Origin of the sequence: Parafrankia elaeagni, assembly GCF_000374165.1 — a bacterium.
GTDB lineage: Bacteria > Actinomycetota > Actinomycetes > Frankiales > Frankiaceae > Parafrankia > Parafrankia elaeagni.
The window spans coordinates 91,049-116,101 of sequence record NZ_KB893705.1 but is presented as its reverse complement, the minus strand read 5'-3'; the positions used below and the strand labels follow the sequence as shown (position 1 = coordinate 116,101).

Here is a 25,053-nt window from a genome sequence, read left to right as displayed (position 1 = left end):
GCGACGGTCTCCTTATCGCCACGCTGGTGCACCGCCGGTCCGTCAGCGAGATCGCCGACAGGCTCGCACGACCTCTTCCGCGACGACCTGCTCGACTTCTGATCCGTCGGACGGCACGGCGGGTGCCGATGCCGGTCGTCGGCCGAGTTCCGCAACGCCGGTGACGTTGTCGCGATCGGGCCCGTTGTGCCCCGGACCAGAGATAGGTTGCTGTGCGTGCCCGATCTCGATCTCGTTGTTTCCTCGCCCGCCGAGGCGTTCGCGGTCCTGAGGGAAGGCAACGCGCGTTTCGTGCAGGGTGAACGCCTGCACCCGAATTAGGACGCCGACCGCCGCTCGGCGGTGGCGCCCAGACAGCAGCCTTTCGCCGTGCTGTTCGGATGTTCCGACTCCCGACTGGCAGCCGAGATCATCTTCGATCGAGGGCTGGGAGACCTCTTCGTGGTCCGGACCGCCGGGCACGTCGCGGGGCCCGAGGTACTGGGCAGCATCGAGTACGGCGTCAGCGTGCTCGGCGCGCCCCTCGTCGTCGTTCTCGGCCACGATTCGTGCGGCGCCGTCACCGCGGCGTCCGTCGCAGATCGTGACGGGAACGTGCCTGTAGGCTACCTCGGGGACGTGGTCGAGCGGGTCATGCCCAGCGTGCTGTCCGCGCGGGCAGCCGGGCACACCGATATCGACGCGTTCGTGCGCACGCACATCCGGCGGACGGTGGACGGCCTGGTCGGCCGGTCGGTCCTTCTCGCGACCGAGGTCGCCGCAGGACGATGCGCCGTGGTCGGCCTGTCGTACCGGCTCGCGGAGAGCACCGTTGACATGGTCAACAGCCACGGACCTGTACCCACGGTCTCCGACAACCCGCACCAGTAACCCGCGCCAGCGGTCCTCCGCGACTGTCGCCGCGGACCATGGTCAAGCGGTCCTCGAAGCCTGGGACATCCGCGCCGGGTCGGGCCAGCCGGCCCCGACCACGAGCATCCGCCAGATCTCCCGGGGCGGCCCGCTCCACGTGCGGCCCGCCCCGGGGCGACGGCGGGAAGGTGCCTCAGCCCTTGGCTGGCGCCTCCTGCTCCTCCCCCTTGTTCGGGCCGAGCAGCTTGAAGACGGCCCCGGTCGGGTCGGTCGCGATCGCGAGACGCCCGTAGGGGGTGTCGGTGGCCGGCTGGACGGTGGCGCCACCGAGCTTGCCGGTAAGCGCGAGGGCGGCGTCGGTGTCCTCCACCGCGAAGTACACCCCCCAGTGCGACGGCACGCCCTCCGGGAGGAAGGCCGACGCGTCCATGATCCCCGCCTGCTCGTCGCCGGAGTCGTCGACCTGGACGGTGTACCGGAAGTCGTCGCCGTCACCCATGATCTTGGTGTGCCACCCGAAGACCTCCTGGTAGAACGGCACGGAGCTGCCGAAGTCGCGGGTCATCAGCTCGAACCAGCCCGGCGCGCCCGGTTCGGCCAGCAGCTCGAAGCCGCGGTGCGCTCCCGGCTGCCACATACCGATCACCGCGCCGGCCGGATCCGTCACCACGGCCATGGTGCCGAGATCGGCGACCGCCATCGGCGGGATCATGACGCTGCCGCCGTGCTCGGGAACCGCGGCCACGGTCTTCTCCGCGTCCTGCGTCAGCAGGTAGACGGACCAGACGTCGGGCAGCTCGGGCTGCTGCTTGGGCATCCCGCCCGCGACGCGGCGACCGTTGCGGGTGAAGTTGAAGTACCCACCGAACTCGGCGTTCGGCTCCTCGGCGGTCCAGCCGAACAGCTCGCTGTAGAAGCGGCGCGCCCCGTCGACATCGGCGGTCATCAGGTCGACCCAGCAGGGGGCTCCGGTCAGGGTGGTCTCGTGAGCGGGCATCACGGGCTCCTTCGCCGTCGTGGCACATGGCGCGCGGGACGCGGAGTGCGCCCGTCGTTCGCCGTTCGCGTGCTGTCGACACCTTGGACCCGACCACCGACAGAAACTCATCGCCGCACGGCCGCCCCGCCCAGAAGCAGGCAGAAGAAGGCGGCAGCCGCGGGCGGAGGCCCGGTTCCGCCCGCTGTCACCCGCGGCGGGCGTCAGCCCTTCGGCTGTTCCTCCTTGTTCGGCCCGACGAGCTTGAAGACGGCGCCAGTCGGGTCGGCCGCGATCGCCAGGCGGCCGTAGGGGGTGTCCACCGGGGCCTGGGCGGTGAAACCGCCGAGCTTCTCGGCCAGCGCGACGGCGTCGTCGGTGTCCTCCACCGCGAAGTACACGCCCCAGTGCGACGGCACGCCCTCCGGGAGGAAGCCGGCGGCATCCATGACCCCGGCGTACTGCTCGCCGGCGCCGTCGACCAGCACGGCGTAACGGAACTCGTCACTGTCACCGACGACCTTCGCCTGCCAGCCGAAGACCTTCGTGTAGAAGGGCACGGCGGCCCTGAAGTCGCGGGTCATCAGCTCGAACCAGCCCGGCGCACCCGGCTCGGCGAGCACCTGGAACCCGCGGTGCGTGCCCTGCTGCCACATGCCGACCACGGCGCCGGTCGGGTCGGTGACCACCGCCATGGTGCCCAGGTCCGCGATGGGCATCGGCGGGACCATCACGGTGCCGCCGTGCTCGGTCACGGCCGCCGTGGTCCTCGCCGCGTCCGGGGTCAACAGGTAGGTGGTCCACACGTCCGGCGCCTCGGCTGCCTGCTTCGGCATCCCGCCGGCGATCATCCGGCCGTCCGGGGAGAAGAACATGAAATACCCGCCGAACTCCTCGGACCGCTCGCCGGGGACCCAGCCGAACAGCTCCGCGTAGAAGGCGCGGGCGCCGTCGACGTCCGAGGTCATCAGATCGATCCAGCAGGGGGCGCCGGTCAGGGTGGTGTCGTTCGCGGGCATCGCGGGCTCCTTCGCCGTCGGGCGCACGGTGCGCGGGGCGTGCAGGGTGCGCCCGCGCCGTTCGCGTGGTGTCGACACCAGGGACCTACCCACCGACAGAAACTCATCGCCGCCGCGGAGTCCTCCTACCCCGCGGGCGAGTCCTCCCCCGCGGCCTCCAGGTCACCTTCCAGCTCCAGGTAGGTGGCCTGCAGACCGGCCAGCGTGCTCTCCTCGGGCGCCTCCCACAGGCCGCGCTCGGCGGCCTCCAGCAGACGCTCGGTCATGCCACGCAGAGCCCACGGGTTGGACGTCCGGAGGAACTCCCGGTTCTCCGGGTCGAACACGTAGGAGGCCGCCAGCGACTCGTACATCCAGTCCTGGACGACCCCGGCGGTGGCGTCGTAGCCGAACAGGTAGTCGACGGTCGCGGCCAGCTCGAAGGCGCCCTTGTAGCCGTGCCGGCGCATCGCGGCGATCCAGCGCGGGTTCACCACCCTGGCGCGGAACACCCGGTGGGTCTCCTCCTGCAGGGTGCGGGTGCGCACCGCGTCGGGCAGCGCGCTGTCCCCGACGTAGGCGGCGGGAGACGTCCCGGTCAGCGCCCGCACGGCGGCGACCATCCCGCCGTGGTACTGGAAGTAGTCGTCCGAGTCGACCAGGTCGTGCTCGCGGGTGTCCTGGTTCTTGACCGCGATCTGGATGCGGCGGAACGCCGTCTCCATGTCGGCCCGGGCCTCGGCGCCGTCCAGGCCGCGGCCGTAGGCGTAGCCGCCCCACACCGCGTACACCTCGGCGAGGTCGGCGTCGGAGCGCCACTGCCTCGAGTCGATCAGGGGCAGCAGGCCGGCGCCGTAGGCCCCGGGCTTCGACCCGAAGATCCGCGTCGTCGCCCGCCGCAGCGCCGCCGGATCGACCGCACCCGAGGAACCAGGCGAACCGGGCGAACCGGAGGAACCAGCCGGATCCGCCGAGCCGGGCGGGCTCGCCGGGCGCAGGGCGCCGGGGAGGCCGAGGGCGGCCAGGTCCGCACGGACGTGCGCGGCCAGAGCGTTGACGTCGTCCGGCTCGTCGAGCGCGGCCACCGCCCGCACCGCGTCGTCGAGCAGGGCGACGACGTGCGGGAACGCGTCGCGGAAGAACCCGGAGATCCGCACCACCACGTCGACCCGCGGACGCCCCAGCTCCGGGCCCGGCACGATCTCGAAGCCGGTCACCCGCCGGGACGCGTCGTCCCAGGTCGGGCGGCAGCCGAGCAGCCAGAGCACCTCGGCGATGTCGTCGCCCTGGGTACGCATGGCGGAGGTCCCCCACACGGTCAGCCCGACGGAGGCCGGGTAGCCGCCGGTGTCGGCGAGGTAGCGCTCCAGCAGCGAGTCGGCGAGCGCGCGGCCGGTCTCCCAGGCGAGCCGGGAGGGGATGGCCTTCGGGTCGACGGAGGCGAAGTTGCGGCCGGTGGGCAGCACGTTGACCAGACCGCGGGTCGGCGAGCCGGACGGGCCGGGCGGGACGAACCGGCCGTCGAGCGCCCGCAGCGTGTTGCCGATCTCGTCCGGGGTGCGGTCCAGCCGGGGGACGACCTCCGTCGCCGCGAACGCGAGGACCCGCTCGACCTCGCTCCGCGCCGCGGCCGGCACCCCGACACCGCCCCCCGGCTCGCCGGCACCGGCACCGGCACCGGCACCGGCGTCGGCGTCGGCGTCGGCGTCGGCGTCGGCGTCGGCTGGGGAGATCACATAACGGGCCACGACGTCGCGGACGGCGTCCGGCGACCACGCGGCGGACTCCAGCGCGGCGACCAGCGAGCGGGCCGTCTCCTCGAACGCGTCCACCTGTGCCCGGGACGCGTCGAGGTCGCCCTCGGTGTGCCCGAGCGCCGTGCGCAGCCCCGGAACGGCGCCTGCGCTGCCCGCCCACATCTGGTTCGCGCGCAGGATCGCGGTCACCAGGTTCGTCTGCGCCTCCCCCGCCGGCGCCACCCCGAGGATGTGCAGACCGTCGCGGATCTGGGTGTCCTTCACCTCGCACAGATAGCCGTCGACGTGCAGCAGGAAGTCGTCGAAGTCGTCGTCGCTGGGCCGGTCGGCCTGGCCGAGGTCGTGGTGCAGCTGGGCGGACTGGATCAACGTCCAGATCTGGGCGCGCACCGCCGGCAGCTTCGCCGGGTCGAGGGCGGCCAGCGTCGCGTACTCGTCCAGGAGCTGTTCCAGCCGGGCCATGTCGCCGTAGGAGTCGGCCCGCGCCATCGGCGGCACCAGATGGTCGACGATCACCGCGTGCGCGCGGCGCTTGGCCTGGGTGCCCTCCCCCGGGTCGTTGACCAGGAACGGGTAGACGAACGGCAGGTCGCCGAGGACGGCGTCCGGCGCGCAGCCGGCCGACAGGCCGAGCCCCTTGCCGGGCAGCCACTCCAGCGTTCCGTGCTTGCCGAGGTGGATGACGGCGTCGGCGCCGAAGACCTCATCCAGCCAGCGGTAGGCCGCCAGGTAGTGATGGGACGGCGGCAGATCGGGGTCGTGGTAGATCGCCACCGGGTTCTCCCCGAACCCCCGAGGCGGCTGGATCATCACGACGATGTTGCCGAACCGCAGCGCGGCCAGCACGATCGCCGGCTCCGCCGCCGGCGTCCCCGACCGCGCCCCCGCACCGTTCGCGGCGCTGTTCGCCGCGCTGTTCGCCGCGCCGGTCCCGACCAGCGGGCTGCCGTCGTCGACGTAGAGCGAGCCGGGCGGCGGGCCCCAGTGCCGGGACATCGCCGCGCGCAGCGACTCGGGCAGGCGGGCGAACCAGCGCTCGTAGGCCGATGCGGGCACCCGCGCGGGCGCGGCGGCGAGCTGTTCGGCGGTCAGCCATTCGACGTCGTGGCCGCCGGCGGCGATCAGCGCGTGGATCAGCGTGTCCCCGACCGAGGCGTCCGGCCTGGTGATCTCGTCGGTGGCGGCGCGGCGCAACTCCTCCCCCGGGTAGCCGTCACCGAGGTCGTAGCCGGCGACGCGCAGCGCGTCGAGCAGCAGCACCGCCGAGGCGGGGGTGTCCAGGCCGACGGCGTTGCCCACCCGCGAGTGCTTCGTCGGATACGAGGAGAGCACGATAGCGATCTTCTTCTCGGCGGGCGGGGTGTGCCGCAGCGCGGCCAGCCGCGCGGCGATCCCGGCGACCCGGGCGGTGCGCTCCGGATCCGCCGCGTACACCGGGACACCGCCCGGCCCCTCCTCCTTGAACGAGAACGGCACGGTGATGATCCGGCCGTCGAACTCGGGGATGGCGACCTGCATGGCGGCGTCCATCGGCGACAGGCCGGCGTCGCTGCCGTCCCAGACCGCCCGGGAGGACGTCAGGCACAGCCCCTGCACGACCGGGACGTCCAGCGCGGCGAGCGCACCGACGTCCCACGCCTCCTCGTCACCGCCGGCGGAGGCGTCCGCGGGGCGGGTGCCGCCGGCGGCGAGCACCGTCACGACCAGGGAGTCCACCCCGACGAGATCGCGCAGCACCCCCCCGGCGGCCGCGCCGCGCAGCGTGGAGCAGAACACCGGACGCGCGTTCGCACCCGCGCCCTCGAGCGCGTCACACAGGGCGTCGACGAACGCCGTGTTGCCGGAGGTCGCGTGCGCCCGGTAGAAGACGACACCGACGGTGGGCCGGTCGGCCTTGACCGCCCACTCGCCGTGCCTGCCGTGCTCGGGCAGCACGACCGGCGCGGCGAAACCGAGGCCGGTGAGCAGCAGTGTGTCGGAGAGGAAGCGGTAGAGCTCGGCGAGGTTGGCGACACCGCCCTCGACCAGGTAGGCGAGCGCCTCGGTGGCGACACCGGCCGGCACCGTCCCGCGGGCCATCAGCGCGGCGTCCGGGGTCGCCTCGCCGCCGAGGGCGACGACCGGCAGCCCACTGGCCACGACGGCGGCCAGGCCGTCGGGCCAGGCCCGCTCCCCGCCGAGGAGACGCAGGACGACCACCTCGGCACCGGCGAGGAACGCGGGTACCGCCTCGGCTTCGAGCCGTGCCGGGTTCGCGACCCGCCAGGGCGCTGGGCAGGCACGCGCGGCGAGGAGCTCGGTGTCCGCCGTCGAGATCAGAGCGATCACCGGATCCACCTGCTCGGCAGGGCTCAGCTGCTCGGCAGGGCTCGGCTGGTCTGCCGGGCTCGGCTGCTCCGTCGACATTCAGGGTGCTCCCGGGGGGACGAAGGGAAGACCGGCCGGTGCGCCGCGCTCCAGCAGTGTGCGCACCGCCCGCAGGTCAAGATGGTCGGCGACGAGGTCGCCCAGGGCATCGAGGCGGCGGGCCCGGACATCGGCGAAACAGGTCTCGGCCGGGCGGAACGACCGGCCGGCAGCCGCCGCCACACCGGCCAGGTAGGCCCGCCGGAACTGGTCGTTCTCCAGCAGCCCGTGCCAGCTCGTCCCATGGACGCCGCCGACCCGCGCGCCGTCGACGGCGAACCGCTCCACCGCGGTGAGACGGGAGCCCGTCCCGCCGGGTCGCAGCGACTCGTCGAGCACCGGTCGGCCGTGCCGGATCTCGTAGCCCGTGACGGGATGGCCGTCCGCGCTGACCCCCGACCGCTGCCCGAGCACCTTGTCCGGCGCGAAGCGGGTGATCAGTGGCAGCAGACCCAGGCCGGGCACCTCCCCCGCCCGGGACTCGACGTCGTCGTCGATGCGCACCCCGAGCATCTGGTAGCCGCCGCAGATCCCCAGCACGGGCAGACCCGCGGCGGCCCGGGCCACGATCGCGTCGGCGAGCCCGCGCCGCCGCAGCCAGGCCAGGTCGGAGACGGTCGCCCGGGTCCCCGGCAGCACCACCAGGTCGGCGTCGGCGATGTCGTCCACGCTGGTCGCGAGCCGCACCGACACCCCCGGCTCGGCGCGCAGGGCGTCCAGGTCGGTGATGTTCGACAGGCGCGGGAAGCGGATGACAGCGACCCGCAGCCGGTCCGGGCCGGTGTCCGCGCCGCCACCCGCGCCCGGCCCGGCCGACCCGTCGGCGGGGCCCAGGTCCGGATCCGGATGTGAGCGCAGGTCCAGCGAGTCCTCGACGTCGAGCCACAGGCCCGCCAGCCAGGGCAGGACGCCGAGGACGGGACGTCCGGTGAGTCCTTCGATCTGGCGCAGCCCGGGCTCGAGCAGCCGGGCGTCCCCACGGAAACGGTTGATCACCCAGCCGGCGACAAGGGCCTGGTCGGCCCGGTCGAGCAGGGCGAGTGTCCCGAACAGGGAGGCGAACACACCCCCACGGTCGATGTCGCCGACGACCAGCACCGGCAGGCCCGCCGCGCGCGCCAAGCCCATGTTGGCGATGTCGGTCGCCCGCAGGTTGATCTCCGTCGGCGACCCCGCCCCCTCGCAGATCACCGCGTCGAACCGGCCGCGCAGGTCGGCGAGGCAGTCCAGGACGATGCCGAGCAGACGCTCCTTGTACGGCCGGTACCCCAGCGCGTCGACCTCGGCGAGGGGACGTCCGAGCACCACCAGCTGGCTGTGGCGGTCGGAGCCGGGCTTGAGCAGCACGGGGTTCATCGCGGCCTCGGGCGCGACCCCGGCGGCCGCGGCCTGCATCGCCTGCGCCCGGCCGATCTCCGCGCCGTCGGCGGTCACCACCGAGTTCAGCGCCATGTTCTGGGCCTTGAACGGGGCGACCCGCACGCCCTCGCGGGCCAGCCACCGGCACAGCCCGGCGGTGAGGATGCTCTTGCCTGCGTCCGAGGCGGTCCCGGCGACCAGCAACGCCCCACCGACCGCCCCACGGCCGGCGCCACCGCCGGCGCCGCCGCCCGTGGCCGCGATGCGGCCGGTCACCGTGCTCTGCCCGCGGCGGGTCGGACCGCCGCCAGCCCGGCGGCGAGCCCGGCGCTCAGCCCGACGGCGGCCACCGTGACGGCGGCCGACAGGCGTGCTGCGACCTGCAGGTCCCGGGCACCCGGCCGGCGCCCCGACCCCAGCTCGGGGCGGTGCTCGACGCCGTGGGCGTACCGCAGCTCACCGCCGAGCCGCAGCCCGGCCGCTCCGGCGAACGCCGCCTCCGCCATGCCCGCGTTCGGGCTGGGGTGGCGGCGGCCGTCGCGACGCAGCGTCCGCAACGCCCGCGCCGGCGAGCCGCCGACCACCGGCGCGCAGGCACAGGTCAGCAGCGCGCAGACCCGGGCAGGCAGCAGGTTGGCCAGGTCGTCGGCGCGGGCCGCTGCCCAGCCGAAACGGCGGTAACGCGCGTTGCGGTAGCCGACCATCGCGTCGAGGGTGTTCACCGCACGGTAGGCGACGAGGCCGGGCAGACCGCCGACCGCGCCCCACAGCAGCGGGGCGACAACGGCGTCCGAAGTGTTCTCCGCCAGTGACTCGACGCCCGCCCGGGACAGCCCGCCGGTGTCGAGGACCGACGGGTCCCGGCCGCACAGCGAGGGCAGCCGGCGGCGCGCGGCAGCAAGATCCGACCGGGCCAGCTCACCGCCGAGCGCCCGGCCCTCCCGGCGCAGCGACGCGCCACCCAGCACCGACCACGTCACCACCGCGGTCAGCGCCGTCGCGGCCAGCCCGGCCCCGCGCCTCGCCCGGTGCTCGCCGCGGGAACCGGCCGGTGCGCGCGCCAGCCCGCGTTCCACCCGCCCGGCGACCACCGCCGGACCACCGACCAGGACCGCCGTGTACGCCACGCCGGCGAGCCGGCTGTCGCGGTAGGCGGCCCGCTCGAGGCGGGCCGCGACCCGCCCGAACCCCGCGACCGGATGGCCCCGGGCCGGATCGGCGAACAGCGTGTCGAGGACGACTCCGAGCAGCAGCCCGTACGCCCGTGCGCGGCCGCTCGCCCTCACCCCGCGGACGGGCTCGGTGACGCCGCCACCGCCGGGGTGCGCCGTGCGGGCGCCGGGTTGAGCACCCGGTCGGCGAGCGGCCCGAAGCCAAGCCCCAGCACCGCCCACACAAGAGTCTGCGTGCCCAGCGAGGACAGCCGGAAGCGCCACAGCAGCTCCGGCGGGAAGGAGTCCGGCACCTCGTTGACGACGGGGAGGAGGACCGCGGCCACCACGACGAGGACGGTGAACACCCCGGTCGCCGCCAGTGCCGCGTTCCAGGCACCGACCCGGGCGGCCACCGCGCGGCCGGCCTGCGCGGCGAGCAGGGCCGCGATGACGGCGACGAGCACCATGACCACGTAGAGGCCGGTGCGCCGGTCGATCGTGTCCGGATTCCCGACCGCCGGCGGGTTCGCCGGGTACTTCAGGAACGGGATGACCGCCACCACCACGAAACCGACAGCCGCGACCACCGCCGAGGTGGACCGCATCCCCGACGTGCCGACACGGCCGTAGGCGACGGCGCACGCGATCGCGAACAGGCCTCCCATCGCGACGCCGTAAAGGCCCGTCGCGACCGCCAGCCCGATGCCCTTCTGCGTCCCCCGGGATACCTCCTCGGGCTCGACGGGCTCACCGGGGACCGGCGGCGGCGCCGCGGCCTCCTCGATGGCGATCGCCGCGTCCACCTGAGGTTCGCCGGTGACCGAGGCGAACCCGAAGCCGACCAGACCCGCGACCAGACCCGCGAGCATGCCAAACACAAGAAGTCTGCGCATCATGAAAGAACGGCCTCCGCCGCCTGCCGGTGAACGATCCGCCGGAAAATCAGTGGATCAGTGGCAGGGGAAACCCAGCAGGTGCCGGCCGTCGTGCACGAACTCGTGGATCCAGGTGCCGCCCACCATGGAGAAAGCGCCCTCTTCCGAGCCGATGAAATAGATCGCCAGAAGCATCAACGCGCCCATGAGCACCGCCCAGGGGGCGATCTCACGCAGCGGAAGCTTCACCGGGCTGGCGGCACCGCCGACCAGCGGAGCAGGAACGGCGGACGGAGCGGCAGAATCGGCCATGCGAGGGTCCTCCCAGGGATCACGCGTCCAGCTGGTTCACTCGCGACGAAACGGGTCTGGCTTCCCGGCGAACCCTTGTGGTTCCCCTGGACACAGTGGCGCGGCCGCGCCGGAATCCCACCGGCTTCCTGTCAACATCACGACTAACGGGAGTCAGGCTACGAGGTGACCCAACTCATCGTCAACAGCGAGTTCCACCCATCACACCGGCACCCCGCTCACACCGACATCGAGTAGGCCACCACACCGCGGCGCACGGCGTCCATCGCCGCCCGCGCCACCCGGCCGACCTCGACAAGCCCCGCGCCACCCGCCGAGCCGCCGGCTCCCCGGTCGGCAGGCCCCTCGGCCCTCTCACCGCCGGGTCCTCCGCCCACCTCGCCTCCAGCCACGCCCTCCGCCTCGCCGCGCGCCCGGGCGCCGGCGGAGGCGACCGCGAAGGCCGGCGCGATCTGGGCTATCTGGTCGAGGAGATCGATGAGCTGACGCATCCAGCGGACGAAGTCGCCGGCCGTCAGGTCGGCGCCGGCCTCGGTGAGGACCCGCTCCAGCCCACGACCGGACGCCCAGCCGAAGGCCGCCGGCACGAACCCCAGGTCAGGCGCGCGCAGGAAACCGAGCCGGTGCTCGTCCTCCACCTCACCGAGACGGGTGTACACACCGGCCATGTCCGCGAGCGCGTCGCGCAGCGCCGGCCCGCCGGGAACGGCGGGCGGCGCCACGTCGTCGCCGCGCGGCTCGAACAGCAGCGTCGAGACGGCCGCCGCCAGCTCAGGCGGAGTCAGGCCCACCCAGACCCCGGTCCGCAGGCACTCGGCGACCTGGAGGTCCTGCTCGGTGTAGATCCGTGCCAGCATCGCGCCGGCCGGGGTCACCGCGTCGCCGTCCGCGCTGAGATAACGCAGCTCGGCGAGGGTGTCGCGAACGCGGTCAAACGTGCGAGCGACGGTGTTCGTCCGCCCCTCGACCTTGCGTTCCAGCCCGGCGGTCTCCCGGCGCAGCCGGTCGATCCGCTCGGCGGAGCGCAGGTGCTCCTCCCGCCGCGGGCAGTCGTGGACGGGGTGGGCCCGCAGCGCGCGGCGCAACCGGGCCAGCTCGGCGTCGTCCGCCGCGAGGGAGCGCATCCGCTCCCGACGGCCCGGCTCGTCCGGCACCCGGGTGTTGCGCAGCGACGAGGCCAGGTCACGCCGCGCCTGGGGCGACCTGGGGTTGAACGACTTCGGAATCCGCACCCGGGCGAGCGGCTCCACCGCCACCGGGAAGTCAATCATGGACAGCCGACGCACCTGCCGGTCGACGGTGAGCACCACCGGCCGCGGGCCCTCCGGCGAACCCGGATCGACACCGGCGTCCAGGACCACGACGAGGCCACCGCGGCGGCCGGCCGGCACCCGCACCACGTCGCCGCTGCGCAGCTTCGCCAGCGCCTCCGCCACCTCGGACTGGCGGCGCACCGTCCCCGCGCGGGACAGGTTGTTCTCCCGCTCCCGGATCTGCCGCCGCAGATCGTCGTACTCGAGGACAGCACCCCGGTCGCAGTCGAGCGCCGCCGCCAGCTCATCGATGGCGGTCTGGTTGCGGCGAACCGCCCGGGCGATGCCGACCACGGCCTTGTCCGCCTGGAACTGCGCGAACGACGATTCCAGGACGACCCGCGCACGGTCCGCGCCGAGGCGCCCGACCAGGTTGACCGCCATGTTGTAGGACGGCCGGAACGACGACCGCAGCGGATACGTACGGGTCGAGGCGAGACCGGCCAGCGCCAGCGGGTCCAGCCCCGGCTGCCACAGCACGACCGCGTGCCCCTCGACGTCGATGCTCCGACGGCCTGCCCGCCCGGTCAGCTGGGTGTACTCGCCGGGCGTGATGTTGGCGCGGGTCTGGCCGTTGAACTTCGTCAGGCGTTCCAGCACGACGGTGCGGGCGGGCATGTTGATGCCCAGCGCGAGCGTCTCGGTGGCGAACACCGCCCGAACCAGACCCCGGACGAACAGTTCCTCCACCACCTCCTTGAAGGTGGGGAGCATGCCGGCGTGGTGCGAGGCGATGCCGCGTTCCAGCCCGTCCAGCCACTGCCAGTAGCCGAGGATCTCCAGGTCGGCCTGCGGGATCCCGGCCGTCCGGGCCCGCACGTGCGCGTTGATCTCCCGACGCTCGTCGGACGTCGTCAGCCGCAGGCCCGCCTGGACACACGACGTCACCGCGGCGTCGCACCCGACCCGGCTGAAGATGAACACGATCGCGGGCAGCAGCCCGGCCCGGTCCAGCCTGACGATCACGTCCGGGCGGCTCGGCGGCCCGTAACGCCGTCGCCCACCGCCACCGCCGGGCCGTGCCCCCGGCCGCGACGACGACCGGGGGCCGCGCCCGCGGTCGTACACCGACTGGGACTCCTCCCGGGCCAGCCGCAGCAGATCGGGATTGACCGTGCGGCCGCCGGCAGCCTCCCCGTCGCCGCCCCGCCCCGTCGCCCCACCACCACCGGCGCCACCACCACCGGCGCCACTGCTGCCGGCACCACTGCCGCCGGCACCGTTCCGAGCACCCACCCGGCGACTGCCGTCCGCCCCGGGCCCGGCGCCGGCACCCCACCGGGCAGCGGGCCCGGCACCAGAGCCACCGCCCGCGCCCCGGCCGGGAAACGCGTCGGTGGACGCGGGCCCGCCTGGGCGCACACCCCTGCCGCCACGCGGGCCGGCGCGGTCCGGCTCGAGGACCAGCCCCGACGGCCCGAGCCCCCCGGTGCTGTCGACGAACAGGTCGTGCAGGGTGCGGTCAGCCAGGACGTGCTGGTAGAGCGGCACCGGGCGATGCTCGCTCACGATCACCCGGGTGTGGCCGCGCACGGTGACCAGCCACTCGGCGAACTCCTCGGCGTTGCTGACCGTCGCGGACAGCGAGACCAGCCGGACGTGGTTCGGGAGATGAATGATCACCTCCTCCCAGACGGCGCCGCGCTGGCGGTCCGCGAGGTAGTGGACCTCGTCCATGACGACATAGCCGAGATCGGCGAGCCGGCTGCTGTCAGCCGCCTCGGAGTACAGCATGTTGCGCAGGACCTCGGTGGTCATGACCACCACCGGTGCGTCCCCGTTGCGTGAGGTGTCGCCGGTCAGCAGACCGATCGAGGCGGCCCCGTAGCGGGCGACGAGGTCCGCGTACTTCTGGTTCGACAGCGCCTTGATCGGCGTGGTGTAGAAGCAGCGGGTGCCGGTCGCCAGCGCCAGATGCGCCGCGAACTCACCGACAATCGTCTTGCCGGCACCGGTCGGGGCCGCCACCAGCACACCTTCGCCACGGGCGAGGGCCTCGACGGCCTCGGACTGAAAAGGATCAAGCCCGAACGGATACCGGGCCACGAACTCCTCGACGGCGCCGGGCGCGGACGACACGTCACTCACCCTACGCTGCCCTGGCGCGGCGCAAAGGGCGGGTATCCGGCGGGGTCAGGTGATGTCGCCGTGCGTGCTGTCGGACGACGCCGACCCAGCCGTGCCGGCGCCCGCGGCGCTGCCGTGCGCGGCCCCCGAACCGGCCCTCGCGGGCTCGGCCGTCACCCGCGGCGCCGGCGGTACCTGGTCGGTACCGGTGTCGTCGAGATCGAGCGGGGAGGCCTCGTCGTCCGCGAGGTCGGCGTAGGGCGAGGTGTCGCCCCGTCTGGCCTTCCGTCGGTCGTTGACCCAGCCGATGACCAGCGCCACCTCGTAGAGCACGATCATGGGCAGGCCGAGGGCGAGCATGGTGAACGGATCCTGGCTCGGGGTGACGACCGCGGCGAAGACGAACACGAGGAAGATCTCGGCCCGCCGCCAGGACCGCAGCTTGGCGGTCGTGACGAGGCCGGCCAGGTTCAGCATCGTGACCAGCAGCGGGATCTCGAACGACAGCCCGAAGACCAGCAGCATCGCGATGACGTAGCTCAGGTACTTGCTTCCGTCGAGAACGCTGACGAGACCGTCACCGCCGAAACCGAGCAGCAGGTTCAGGCCGGTCTCGAGCGTGAGGTAGGAGAAGAGGCCACCGACGGCGAACAGCACCAGCGAGGCGCAGACGAAACTCAGCGACCAGCGGCGCTCGTGCCGGTGCAGGCCCGGCGTGACGAAGGACCAGAGCTGGTAGAGCCAGATAGGCGCCGAGAACACCGCACCCGCCAGCATGGAGATCTTCAGCCGGATCGTGAAGGCGTCCAGGATGCCGAAGAAGTAGAGCGTGCAGGAACCGTCACCGTCGAGGTCACCACGTTTGTCCGCGGGCAGCGCGCAGTAGGGCTCGATGAGCCACTGGAAGATGTCCGGCTCGACGATGAAACAGACGATCGATGCGACCGCGAAGGCGATGAGTGCCTTGGCCAGCCGGTTGCGCAGTTCACGCAGGTGCTCGGTGAGGGGCATCCTGCTGTCCTCGACCGTGCGGGCACGCCGATCGTGTACCGACGAGGCAAGCCTGCTCGGCGTTGGCAACCGTGGCACGGGGTGCGGCTCCTGCTCGATGAGGACGATGGATGCGGACGGCATGCGGACACGGCCGCAGCCAGGTGGGCACCGGCGCGAGAGACCCACAGCTACTACACACCGGGCCACGGGCGGAACCCGCGGACCGGCCCCGGACGGGCGGACCCCGTACGGGCCTGGTCGGTCGACCCAGACCACTGCCAACGCTGATCAGCCAACGCTGATCGGCGCGCGGCCGGTGCGGGGAACCCGCCACCGGCGTGCGCGGCGATCAGCGCGGCGAGTCAGCCCGAGCAGATGGCCTGGAGCGCCCCGGCACGGTCAGCGGCGCTCGGCGTCCACCGGCGCGGAGCCGTTGACCGAGGTGCCCGGCGCGGCGGCGGGACGGCCCTCGATCGGCAGCGGTGCGACCGGTGCGGCGGCGGGAGCCGTCGGGGCCGCGGCGGCCGGAGCAGCGCTGGAGGTGGCGTCGTCGTCGCGCAGACCCTTGGTCTCGGCCTTGAAGATGCGCAGGGACCGACCGAAGGAACGGGCCGCGTCCGGCAGCTTCTTCGAGCCGAAGAGCACCAGAATTACCAACGCGATGATAATGATCTCGGTCGTACCCAGGTTAGGCATGGCAGGCGTCCTCCAGTTACCGGTCCGTTCGGGAGACCGTGCGGCTCGATGCTACGTCGGCCAGCCTAGGAGGGTATAGACAGTAGCCGGGTATCCCACAGGTGACGTGTTCGCGAACGGGCCGGGGATGGCCCGTGTCACCAGTGCTTCTATGCCCCGCCCCTGCCGGCAGCGCTGCTGCTCGGGACACATTCCGGGCACGGTTTGAAGCCCTCGGCGCTCCTCCTGCCGGGGCTGGGAAGCGACTGCAGCGCCAGGCCCGGCACAGCGTGGGTGCCGGCACCGCAGAGCCGGGCCGGCCTGGGCCGGGCCGCGGCACGGCTGATGGCGGTGTGCGGCGGGCCGGGCGACACGCCGCGACCCGGACCCGGTCACCTGGTCTGGCTGGCGAACCGGGTGGCCACCTCCGCGGACTCGATGCGCCCCGCCAGCTCCCCGGACTTCGTGGCGAGATCGGCTGCCCGCTCCTTCAGCTCGAGCGCGGCCGTCTTCGTCGCCCGGACCTGCCCCCACAGCCGCAGCGCGCACAGCACCAGCACACCGAGCGAACCGACGATCAGGACGAGGTGAACGAGCAGCAGGGGCACACCGGTCACCTTACGAGCTCTCGGGATAACCGGCGAGCGCGCGGGCCGCCAGATCGTGGACACTCGCGGCCACCGAGGCCGGCTCCACCCTGCGCACCAGCTGCCCCAGGCCCAGGACCAGGCGGTTCAGCCACGCGAGGTCGGCTACCCGGAGGAGTACGGAGACCCCTCCGTCGGGCAGCTCCCGCACATCCGACACCGGGTAGTAGTCGACGACCCAGCGGGCCAGCGGGTCCAGGTCGAGGCGGACGGGAATGTCGTCCGGCCCCGGCTGGTAGATCCCCTCGGCGGTGTCACGGGGGGTGGCGTCCGGTGGCGGCTGCGCGGCGACGTCCAGCACCGTCACACCGTCCCGGCCGTCGATCCGATCGAGGCGGAAGAGCCGCACCGCCGCGGCCCGGTGGCACCAGCCCTCCAGGTACCAGTAGCCGCCACGGACCAGCACCCGCATCGGGTCGACGTCCCGCTCGGTCATCTCGTCCCGGGCCCACACCAGGTAGCGCAACCGCACCCGCCGCCGCTCCCGGATGGCGCCCTGCAGCACGGCCAGCACCTCGTCGTGAGCGTCGAGGGCGACCCGCACGTGCCGCGCCGACTCGTGGCCGACGGCGTCCTCGACCTTGCGCAGCGCGCGGTCCAGCGCCTCCCGACCGGACAGGCCCTGGATGTCGGTCAGCGCGCGGGCGGCGACGAGCAGCGCCATGGCCTCGTCCGCGGTCAGCCGCAGCGGGCGGTCGAGGGTCTGCGGGTCGACGACGGTGACCTGGTCACCGGAGTAGCTCACGTCGATCAGGTCGCCGGGCGCACCTCCCGGCAGCCCGCAGACGAACAGCAGGTCGAGGTCGGCGCGCAGCTGCCGGACGGTGAGGCCGAACTCGGCGGCGGCGGCCCCGAGGGACACCCCCGGGTGCGCCCGCAGCCACGGGACCAGCGCCAGCAGCCGGCTGAGACGGTCCGCCGACCCGCTCATCGCGGCCCGGACCCGGCCAGCGCGCCGCTCTGCCCCGCCGGCACCGGCGGGCCCGACCTGACGGTGGCCCCGGGTGCCGTCGCGGCGACAGTGGCCCGCAGCCTGCGGACGACCTCCCGGCGCAGGTCGGACGGCTCCAGCACGGTCACGTCGGGGCCATAGCCGACAACCCAGCGAGCGAAACGCTCGAGATCGGAGAACTCGACCTCGAGCAGATCGCCGTCACCGGACCGGCCGCGAGCGGTGGCGGACGCCGTGGTGGCGGACGCCGTGGTGGCGGGAACGGCCGACCCGAACCGGCCGGGGTCGGCTACCGACCGGGCCCGCCGCCGCAGCGCGTGCCCGCAGCCGCGCCGCACCCAGAGCACCGCCGTCACACGGGCCTCGGCAGGCTCCGTGGCGGAGATCATCGCCCGCAGGTCGACATCCGGCGGGACGGTGAAGGCCCCGGCGGGGCCGACCTCCCGTACCGGACCCGTCACCCGGGACAGCCGGAACACCCGCGGTGCCTCCCGGCGCAGGTCATGGCCCACCAGGTACCAGCGCCCACGCCACGACAGCACACCCCAGGGCTGCACGTGCCGTTCGGTGTCCTCGGTCTGCCCGGGGCGGCGGTACGGGAAGCAGACCTCGCGGCCCGCCTGCACCGCGGCGAGCGCGGCCTCGAACGCCGGCTCGGTCGCGTCGACACGGGGCTCGAACCCGTCGAAGCCCTCCGTACCGGAGGAGACCACAAGGGGATCCGGCCCGCCGAGCGCCACCGGGCGCACCGGCGCGCCGGCGGCGGCGAGCTTGCGCAGCGCGCTCGCCGCCGGCGCGGCCAGGGTCTCGGTGGACCACAGCGAGGCTGCCAGTGCCAGCACCGCGAACTCGTCCGGATCAAGCGCGATCTCTCCGAGGGCGTAGTCGCCCCGGGGGATCCGGTAGCCCTGCTCGTCACTGAACGCGGAATCCGACCCGACCTCGACCGGGATGCCGAGTTCACGCAGGTACTGCTTGTCCCGTTCGAACATCCGGCGGAAGGCCTCCTGGGAGTCCTCGGACTCCCCCGGCTCGTAGCCTTCCACCATCTCCCCGATCTGGGACACGGTGAGGAAGCGCGATGTGGCCATGAGGCACATCGTCAGGTTGAGCAGACGCTCCAGCCGTCGGCGGGACACATCGGATCAGGCTAGCCGCACTCGCCGTGAACGCGGTAACCGGCCCCGCCTGCCGCGATGCCAGAAAGCAGGCACTCAGAGCGATCCGGCAGGGGATTCCGCACCCCCCGCGGCGCCGTCACCGCCGCCCGCCTCGCCGCCACTCTGGCCGTCGTCACTCTGGCCGTCGTCACTCTGGCCGTCGTCACTCTGGCCGCCGCCGACTTCGAGCAGGTCGACGACGAACACCAGCGAGTCGTCGGCGAGGATCAGCGGCGGCTGCCCGCCCTCTGGGCCGTAACCCAGCTCCGGCGGGATCACGATCAGCCGGCGCCCGCCCTCCTTCATCCCGCTGATGCCCTGGCCGAAGCCGGGGATGGTGTTCAGGAGGGGGAACGAGTCGGGTGCGCCCCGGTCCCAGCTGGCGTCGAACTGCTCGCCGGACTTCCAGATCGTGCCGACGTACTGGATGGTCACGGTGCTGGTGTCGCTCGCCTCGGCCCCGTCGCCGGTCACCAGATCCTGGGTGACCAGCGTCGGCGGCGCGAGGCCGTTGCCCGCCGCGGCGATCGGCTTGCGGGTGAGATCAGTGGCGTTCTGCACCGCCGGCGGAGTGCCGACCTGCGAGGCCTGGGCCGCCGCGCTGGGCACGGGCGCGGCGGCGGTGCCGTCGGGGGCGACCGACGAGGAGCAGGCGGCAAGCGGCACCAGGAGTACGGCGGGCAGAACCAGGCCGACCAGCCGGCGACGATGACGGGCGGTGACACCATGGGAGATACAGGTCACGGAAACTGAGATCCTCTGGTTGCGCGCGACGCCGTCACGACGGCCGGCGCGGCCGCGACGCCGGCGTCACGCTCTCGACGAGCCAGTGCAGACCGACTGTAGAGGACCACATAGCGGGCATCGCCCGGGACACCGCCGCACTCCCCGAACACCCCACACCGCCCCGGACACCCCACACCGCCCCGGCGACATGACGCACCGTCCGTTCGCCGGACACGGGCGTCCCGTCCCGCGCTCCTGCGAACGGGCCGCTACATGCTCGCGATCAGCTTGTCGACACGGTCGTCGACCGAGCGGAACGGGTCCTTGCACAGAACGGTGCGCTGCGCCTGGTCGTTGAGCTTCAGGTGGACCCAGTCCACGGTGAAGTCTCGCCGCTTCTCCTGCGCCCGCTTGATGAACTCCCCACGCAGCCGCGCCCGGGTGGTCTGCGGCGGCAGTGACTTGGCCTCGAAGATGTCGAGGTCGCGCGACACCCGCTCGACCAGACCGGCGCGTTCCATCCGGTAGTACAGGCCACGGTCGCGGTGGATGTCGTGGTACTTCAGGTCGAGCTCGGCCACCCGCGGCGACGCCAGCGACAGCCCGTGGCGATGCCGGAACCGGTCGATCAGCACGTACTTGGTGACCCAGTCGATCTCCCGCGCGACCAGTTCCAGATCCTCGGTCTCGATCGCCAGCAGTGTGCGGCCCCACAGGTCGAGGACCCGCTTCGCCACCGCGTCCCCGCCGCGCCGATCCACGAACTCGACGGCCTTCGTGTAGTACTCGCGCTGGATGTCCAGCGCGCTCACCTCCCGGCCGTTCGCGAGCTTGATGCGACGCTGGCAGGTCATGTCGTGGGAGACCTCGCGGATGGCCCGGATCGGGTTCTCCAGCGACATGTCCCGCAGCACCACACCAGCTTCGATCATGCGCAGCACGAGGTCGGTCGAGCCCAGCTTGAGCAGCATCGTCGTCTCGCTCATGTTCGAGTCACCGACGATGACGTGCAGACGCCGGAAACGCTCGGCGTCGGCGTGCGGCTCGTCCCGCGTGTTGATGATCGGCCGCGACCGGGTCGTCGCCGACGACACCGACTCCCAGATGTGCTCGGCACGCTGGGAGATGCAGTAGACCGCTCCGCGCGGGGTCTGCAGCACCTTCCCCGCGCCGCACAGGATCTGGCGGCTGACCAGGAACGGCACCAGCACGTCCGCCAGCCGGCTGAACTCGCCGTGCCGGCCCACGAGGTAGTTCTCGTGGCAGCCGTAGCTGTTCCCGGCCGAGTCCGTGTTGTTCTTGAACAGGTGGATGTCGCCCGCGATGCCCTCTTCCCGAAGCCTGCGCTCGGCCTCGACGAGCAGACCCTCAAGGATGCGCTCGCCCGCCTTGTCGTGCGTCACCAGGTCGGGAACCGAATCGCACTCCGGCGTCGCGTACTCCGGATGGCTCCCGACGTCCAGGTAGAGGCGCGCGCCGTTCTTCAGGAAGACGTTGCTGCTACGCCCCCAGGACACGACACGCCGAAACAGGTACCGAGCCACCTCGTCCGGTGACAGCCGCCGCTGCCCCCGGAACACGCAGGTGACGCCGTACTCGTTTTCCAGGCCGAAAATGCGGCGATCCACGAGACCGACCCTATGCTCGGAAGCCCTCCTCGCGTGGCGAGACGCCAGGGCTGATCTCGAGTCCACCCTCTCGGGGGCGTGCGATCCGCCCGCTATGGGGCGGCACCCCCGTCTCCGCGACACCGGAATCACCCACGGCCGCGGCCTGCTGAGCGGGTACGGCCACGGCCACCGGGCGGCTGCGACCCCGACCGGTGATCAGCAACGCGATCCCGGCGACCGCCCAGATCGCCAGCACCGCGGCAGCACGGCCACCACCGGCCCCGTCGAAGTACAGGGTGGACCGCGTCAGGGTCACCCCCGCCCCGGGCGGCAGCAGCTGGCCGAGGCCGCCCCACGGCGTCGGCAGCATCTCCGGCGCGGACGACGCCCCGGAGAACGCCGCACCCAGCACGGCGACGGCGACCGCGGCCACCAGGCCGCGCGCACCGGCCACGGCGCCCAGCCCCAGGACCGGCGCCGTCACCGCCGCGGTCACCACCGCGAGCACGACCATGCACCGCAGAGCGTTGTCGGGCAGCACGTCGAGCCCGCCGCTCAACGCCACCGTGCCGGCGACGCCGCCGGCGACCATGAAGCAGAACAGACCGACGAGGCGTTCCTGGATCGACCGCACCCGGCGCGCCAGCAGCACACCGGCTGCCGTGGCGATCAGCACCAGCGGCAGGTAACCCGCCGACACCCCGCCGCCCTGGCGGTCCGCCACCACGTTGGGGACGACGTCGACGACCGGGATGCGCACGTCGGGGTAGGTCATCGCCATCCCGCGGACCAGCGCCTCGGCGACGGCGGGGCTGGCCGCGGAGGCCAGCCGCAGGGACAGACCGTCGTCGGTGAAGACGAAGGCCGCGTAGGCCTCGCGGTCCTTCAGCGCACGGTCGGCCGCCGCGATGTCCGCGACGACGCCGATGTCCATCGCTCCGGGCGATATCCGCTCGACCTCGGCGGCGAAGGCTTTGGCCGGCTCCGCGGGGCCGGCGACGACGACCGGCAGCCCGCGGGGGCGCACCGAGGTGACCGTCGAGCCGTAGAGGCAGACGACCAGCCCGAGCAGGACCGCCATCCCGACGGCGATGACTCCCGCCTGACGGGCCGCGATCACCTGCCGCGGGATGCGCGATCCTGCGCCCGGCCCCGATCCCCCGCCCAGGCCCGACGACCCGTCCGGGGCCGGCAGGGGGCCCGCGGAGGGCCCACTCCCGACGGCGCCGGAGCCGTCTCTCCCCGCGCCGCCTCCGCCGCCATTCGTTCGCCGGCGTGGCCATCGCCCGCGCTCCGCCGTCAGCATCATCGGCCCTCCCCTACGACTGGCCCCCGATCACGATCCCCACCCGGTCGCCACGGAGTGTCGCCACCTGAAGACACATGGCGACCGCCACCCAGCGTCGCGCAGGTCGGGGCACCACCGCCGGCTGGGGACCCGACGGCGGCGTGTCCAGGTGAGACCACCCGTCCGCGCCTATCGCCCGCATCACCCCCGACGGCGTCGGCACCCGGGTGAACAGGACGGTGGACCGGGCCACCCGTCCCGCTGAAGCGGCCCGGACGTGCCAGGAAGGCGACGCCCGGGCATCGCCCGGACCGGCCCGGAGAGCCCGGTGACAGGTCGGCACGCGAACATTCGCCCGGATGGTGATGCGTTCCCCTGCGCGGGGGAAGGATGGCCGTCATGACAGCAGAGGCCAACGAGAAGCACTCCCGCCACCTGCGCACCGAGGTGTCGGCCAGGGACCGCACCCCGGCGACGGTGATCGCCCCCGCCGCCGACGACCCGCCCCGCGGCGGCGTCGTGGTCGTCCAGGACGCCCGCGGGATCACTCCCTACCTGCTCTCCGTCAGTGAGGCCCTGGCCGACGCGGGCTACCTCGCGATCGCCCCGCACCTGTACCACCGTGACGGCATCGCCGAAGTCGACCCGAGCGACTCCTGGGCCAGCGCCATCCCCCGGATGGGCACCCTGACCGGCCCGGGCATCCACGCCGATGTCGACGACAGCCTCGGCCACCTGGCCGACGCCGGCATCGGCCCGGGGCAGACCGCCGTCATCGGCTTCTGCATGGGCGGGACGGTCGCGCTGGTCACGGCCACCCGCCACCCGCTGGCCGCAGCAGTGTCGTTCTACGGCGGATCGGTCAGCTCCGCGACCTGGCCCGGGGTGCCCCCGCTCCTCGACGTCGCGCCTTCGCTGCGGAGCCCCTGGCTCGGACTGTACGGCGAGGAGGACACCATGATCTCGCTGGCGGACATCGACAGTCTGCGGGCCGCCGCCGCCCGTTCGGGCCAGCTGACCGAGCTCATCAGCTACCCCGGAGCCGGCCATGCCTTCCACAGCCACGACCGGCCCGCCATCTACCGCCAGGAAGCCGCCGACGACGCCTGGAAGCGCACCCTGGCCTTCCTGGACGAGCGCCTGCGCCCATCCTGACCGGCGGCGTACCCGCTGGCCGACCGGCACGCACGCTGAACGACCGGCACGCACGCTGAACGACCGGTGCCGGGGCTGACCCACCAGCGGCCGTCGCGACCAGGCGGCGACCGATCTGCGGGCCCGACCCGACCCGGCTGAGCCCGACCCGGCCCGACCCGGCCCGGCCCGGAAAACCGGTTGGCCGGGGCGGGGCGCGGCGGTAGCGTCCCGCCCCGTCGCACCGGATCAGCCCACGCCCACGGACCACCAGGTTCCGGCGGCGGCCCCCGCGGCAGACGGAAACATCGACCAACGTCTGAGACGACAACCAGGAGAGGTGGCCATGGCCACGCGGACTGTGCCTGTTCCCGCTGACTCGTTCCGTCCCACCAGCAGGGCCTCCGCCTGACCTCACCGCCCCTTCACCCGCCCGCCGCCACCATCCCGGTACGGCCCCGCGGCGCTGGCTCCACGGGTGGAGAGGTCCCAGGAGGCCCCGAACCGAGGGTCTCCCAGTGTCTTCTCACCGCCCAGAACCGTCTTCTCCCCCAACGACATCGCCGTCCGCTGCACCGGCCCGCCCAGGCGCGCCGGAGATACCCGCGACGCTCGGCCATCACGGCTGGACCACTGCCGACGAGGCCGCCTTCGCGCCGCGGCGCCAGGCCGGGCTCTCGCCGGCCCGGGTGGTCCGACGTGACCGGGGCCGCTGCGAGCTGATCACCGAGCACGGCCCGCGCTTCGCCGAGATCGATCGGGCGATCCCGGCCGACCCGGTCAGCTCCCCCTGCACCGGCGACTGGGTCGCCGTGGGTTCGGCCACCCTCCTGGAAACGGCCCCAGCCCCGGGCGCGGCGGCGCCCGACGCCGTCACCCGCCCGGCCGAGCCGATGGTCATGGAGGTGCTCCCCCGACGCAGTGCACTCGTCCGATCCACCGCGTCACGCCGCTCCACGGGGCAGGTCCTCGCCGCGAACGTCGACCTCGTGCTGGTCGTTGCCGCACTCACCGAACCGCTACGGCCGGCCCGCCTGGAACGGCTGATCGCGCTGGCGTGGGAGAGCGGAGCCAGCCCGCTGATCGTCCTGACCAAGGCCGACCTCGCACCAGCGGGACACCCCACCGCCGGGCCGGATCCGTTCTGGCACACCGCGCTGGCGGCGCTCGCCCCGGGCGTCGGCGTCCGCACCGTCAGTACCCAGGACGGCCGCGGCCTGGACGAGCTGTGTGACGAGCTGGCCGGCCCGTCACCGGGCGGACGGACCGCCGTACTCGTCGGGCCGTCCGGGGTGGGCAAGTCCACCCTCGCCAACACCCTGGCCGGAGCCGACCGGCTCGCGGTCGGGGCCGTTCGCGGCAGCGACGGGAAGGGCAGGCACACCACCGTCCGGCGGGAACTCATCCCGCTGCCGTCCGGGGGTGTGCTGATCGACACGCCCGGCGTCCGCGGCATCGGGCTGTGGGGGTCCGGTGACGGGGTGGACACGGCGTTCACCGAGATCGTCGACCTCGCGGCGACCTGCCGGTTCACCGACTGCGAGCATCGCACCGAACCCGGGTGCGCCGTACTGGCCGCGGTCGAGAACGGCACGCTGCCCGAACGGCGGCTGGCAAGTTACCGGAAGCTGCAGCGGGAGAGCCACTGGATGCAGACCAGGGAGGACGCCCGGCTGGCCGCCGGCCAGCGGGCGCGATGGAAGCGCATCCACAAGGAGCAGCGACAGCTGTATGCCGACCGGGAGCGGCACGGCCGGCACCGGTAGGCGCCGGTAGGCACCCGTAGCGCCCTCCGCCTG

At 73.3% G+C, this 25,053-nt stretch carries 18 protein-coding genes and 1 pseudogene; 3 read left to right on the top strand and 16 right to left on the bottom strand.

The window, feature by feature from the left end; all coding sequences use genetic code 11:
• Positions 1-216: 216 nt before the first annotated feature.
• Positions 217-870 (top strand): annotated as a pseudogene (locus B207_RS32870) (carbonic anhydrase).
• 175 nt (positions 871-1,045) lie between these two features.
• Here the strand turns inward: B207_RS32870 and B207_RS0106565 are convergent.
• The 16 genes from B207_RS0106565 to B207_RS0106490 all read right to left on the bottom strand — a co-directional run bounded on the left by B207_RS0106565 (position 1,046) and on the right by B207_RS0106490 (position 21,952).
• Complete coding sequence (locus B207_RS0106565) at positions 1,046-1,849, bottom strand: VOC family protein (RefSeq protein WP_018635729.1); 804 nt, start codon at positions 1,847-1,849, stop codon at positions 1,046-1,048.
• A 203-nt stretch (positions 1,850-2,052) separates the two neighbouring features.
• Entirely contained in the window at positions 2,053-2,847 is a 795-nt protein-coding gene (locus tag B207_RS0106560; protein WP_026310756.1) for a VOC family protein, read from the bottom strand.
• A 125-nt stretch (positions 2,848-2,972) separates the two neighbouring features.
• Positions 2,973-6,989, bottom strand: a complete 4,017-nt coding sequence (gene cobN / locus B207_RS0106555) for a cobaltochelatase subunit CobN (RefSeq protein ID WP_018635727.1) — start codon at positions 6,987-6,989, stop codon at positions 2,973-2,975.
• Complete coding sequence (locus B207_RS0106550) at positions 6,990-8,624, bottom strand: cobyric acid synthase (protein ID WP_018635726.1); 1,635 nt, start codon at positions 8,622-8,624, stop codon at positions 6,990-6,992.
• Entirely contained in the window at positions 8,621-9,634 is a 1,014-nt protein-coding gene (locus B207_RS0106545; protein WP_018635725.1) for a cobalamin biosynthesis protein, read from the bottom strand. The genes B207_RS0106550 and B207_RS0106545 overlap by 4 nt, the downstream gene beginning before the upstream one ends.
• Entirely contained in the window at positions 9,631-10,371 is a 741-nt protein-coding gene (locus tag B207_RS0106540) for a CbtA family protein (protein ID WP_018635724.1), read from the bottom strand. Before B207_RS0106540 ends, B207_RS0106545 begins: the two co-directional genes overlap by 4 nt.
• Positions 10,372-10,452: 81 nt before the next feature.
• Positions 10,453-10,689, bottom strand: a complete 237-nt coding sequence (locus B207_RS0106535; protein ID WP_018635723.1) for a CbtB domain-containing protein — start codon at positions 10,687-10,689, stop codon at positions 10,453-10,455.
• 218 nt (positions 10,690-10,907) lie between these two features.
• Positions 10,908-14,081, bottom strand: coding sequence for a DEAD/DEAH box helicase (locus tag B207_RS0106530; RefSeq protein WP_035740171.1), 3,174 nt, complete (start codon positions 14,079-14,081; stop codon positions 10,908-10,910).
• Between the two features lie 54 nt (positions 14,082-14,135).
• Entirely contained in the window at positions 14,136-15,158 is a 1,023-nt protein-coding gene (gene tatC / locus B207_RS0106525) for a twin-arginine translocase subunit TatC (protein ID WP_026310752.1), read from the bottom strand.
• Positions 15,159-15,461: 303 nt separating this feature from the next.
• On the bottom strand, positions 15,462-15,758 hold the full coding sequence (gene tatA, locus B207_RS0106520; RefSeq protein ID WP_018635720.1) for a Sec-independent protein translocase subunit TatA: 297 nt from the start codon (positions 15,756-15,758) through the stop codon (positions 15,462-15,464).
• A 371-nt stretch (positions 15,759-16,129) separates the two neighbouring features.
• Positions 16,130-16,345, bottom strand: coding sequence for a hypothetical protein (locus tag B207_RS0106515; protein ID WP_018635719.1), 216 nt, complete (start codon positions 16,343-16,345; stop codon positions 16,130-16,132).
• Positions 16,346-16,355: 10 nt separating this feature from the next.
• Positions 16,356-17,315 carry a helix-turn-helix transcriptional regulator gene (locus tag B207_RS0106510; RefSeq protein WP_018635718.1) on the bottom strand — a complete coding sequence of 320 codons (960 nt, stop codon included), beginning with the start codon at positions 17,313-17,315 and terminating at the stop codon, positions 16,356-16,358.
• Positions 17,312-18,427 (bottom strand): helix-turn-helix transcriptional regulator, encoded by a 1,116-nt coding sequence (locus B207_RS0106505; protein WP_230204873.1) that lies wholly within the window; start codon positions 18,425-18,427, stop codon positions 17,312-17,314. The genes B207_RS0106510 and B207_RS0106505 overlap by 4 nt, the downstream gene beginning before the upstream one ends.
• A 123-nt stretch (positions 18,428-18,550) precedes the next feature.
• Complete coding sequence (locus tag B207_RS32865; RefSeq protein ID WP_018635716.1) at positions 18,551-19,240, bottom strand: FKBP-type peptidyl-prolyl cis-trans isomerase; 690 nt, start codon at positions 19,238-19,240, stop codon at positions 18,551-18,553.
• Between the two features lie 251 nt (positions 19,241-19,491).
• Positions 19,492-20,850: a Pup--protein ligase gene (pafA, locus tag B207_RS0106495; RefSeq protein ID WP_018635715.1), complete on the bottom strand. Its 1,359-nt coding sequence runs from the start codon at positions 20,848-20,850 to the stop codon at positions 19,492-19,494.
• Positions 20,851-20,860: 10 nt separating this feature from the next.
• Positions 20,861-21,952: a hypothetical protein gene (locus B207_RS0106490; protein WP_018635714.1), complete on the bottom strand. Its 1,092-nt coding sequence runs from the start codon at positions 21,950-21,952 to the stop codon at positions 20,861-20,863.
• A 567-nt stretch (positions 21,953-22,519) separates the two neighbouring features.
• Here B207_RS0106490 and B207_RS0106480 point away from each other — a divergent pair.
• Entirely contained in the window at positions 22,520-23,275 is a 756-nt protein-coding gene (locus B207_RS0106480; protein ID WP_018635712.1) for a dienelactone hydrolase family protein, read from the top strand.
• A gap of 668 nt (positions 23,276-23,943) precedes the next feature.
• Positions 23,944-25,020, top strand: a complete 1,077-nt coding sequence (gene rsgA, locus B207_RS32860) for a ribosome small subunit-dependent GTPase A (protein ID WP_018635711.1) — start codon at positions 23,944-23,946, stop codon at positions 25,018-25,020.
• The last annotated feature ends 33 nt before the right edge of the window (positions 25,021-25,053 follow it).

What these genes read in the sequence shown, in the direction of transcription:
- B207_RS0106565 (WP_018635729.1), bottom strand. Translation starts at nt 1,849, where the DNA reads ATGCCCGCTCACGAGACCACCCTGACCGGAGCCCCCTGCTGGGTCGAC.
- B207_RS0106560 (WP_026310756.1), bottom strand. Translation starts at nt 2,847, where the DNA reads ATGCCCGCGAACGACACCACCCTGACCGGCGCCCCCTGCTGGATCGAT.
- cobN (WP_018635727.1), bottom strand. Translation starts at nt 6,989, where the DNA reads ATGTCGACGGAGCAGCCGAGCCCGGCAGACCAGCCGAGCCCTGCCGAG.
- B207_RS0106540 (WP_018635724.1), bottom strand. Translation starts at nt 10,371, where the DNA reads ATGCTCGCGGGTCTGGTCGCGGGTCTGGTCGGCTTCGGGTTCGCCTCG.
- B207_RS0106535 (WP_018635723.1), bottom strand. Translation starts at nt 10,689, where the DNA reads ATGGCCGATTCTGCCGCTCCGTCCGCCGTTCCTGCTCCGCTGGTCGGC.
- tatA (WP_018635720.1), bottom strand. Translation starts at nt 15,758, where the DNA reads ATGCCTAACCTGGGTACGACCGAGATCATTATCATCGCGTTGGTAATT.
- B207_RS0106510 (WP_018635718.1), bottom strand. Translation starts at nt 17,315, where the DNA reads ATGAGCGGGTCGGCGGACCGTCTCAGCCGGCTGCTGGCGCTGGTCCCG.
- B207_RS0106505 (WP_230204873.1), bottom strand. Translation starts at nt 18,427, where the DNA reads ATGGCCACATCGCGCTTCCTCACCGTGTCCCAGATCGGGGAGATGGTG.
- B207_RS0106480 (WP_018635712.1), top strand. Translation starts at nt 22,520, where the DNA reads ATGACAGCAGAGGCCAACGAGAAGCACTCCCGCCACCTGCGCACCGAG.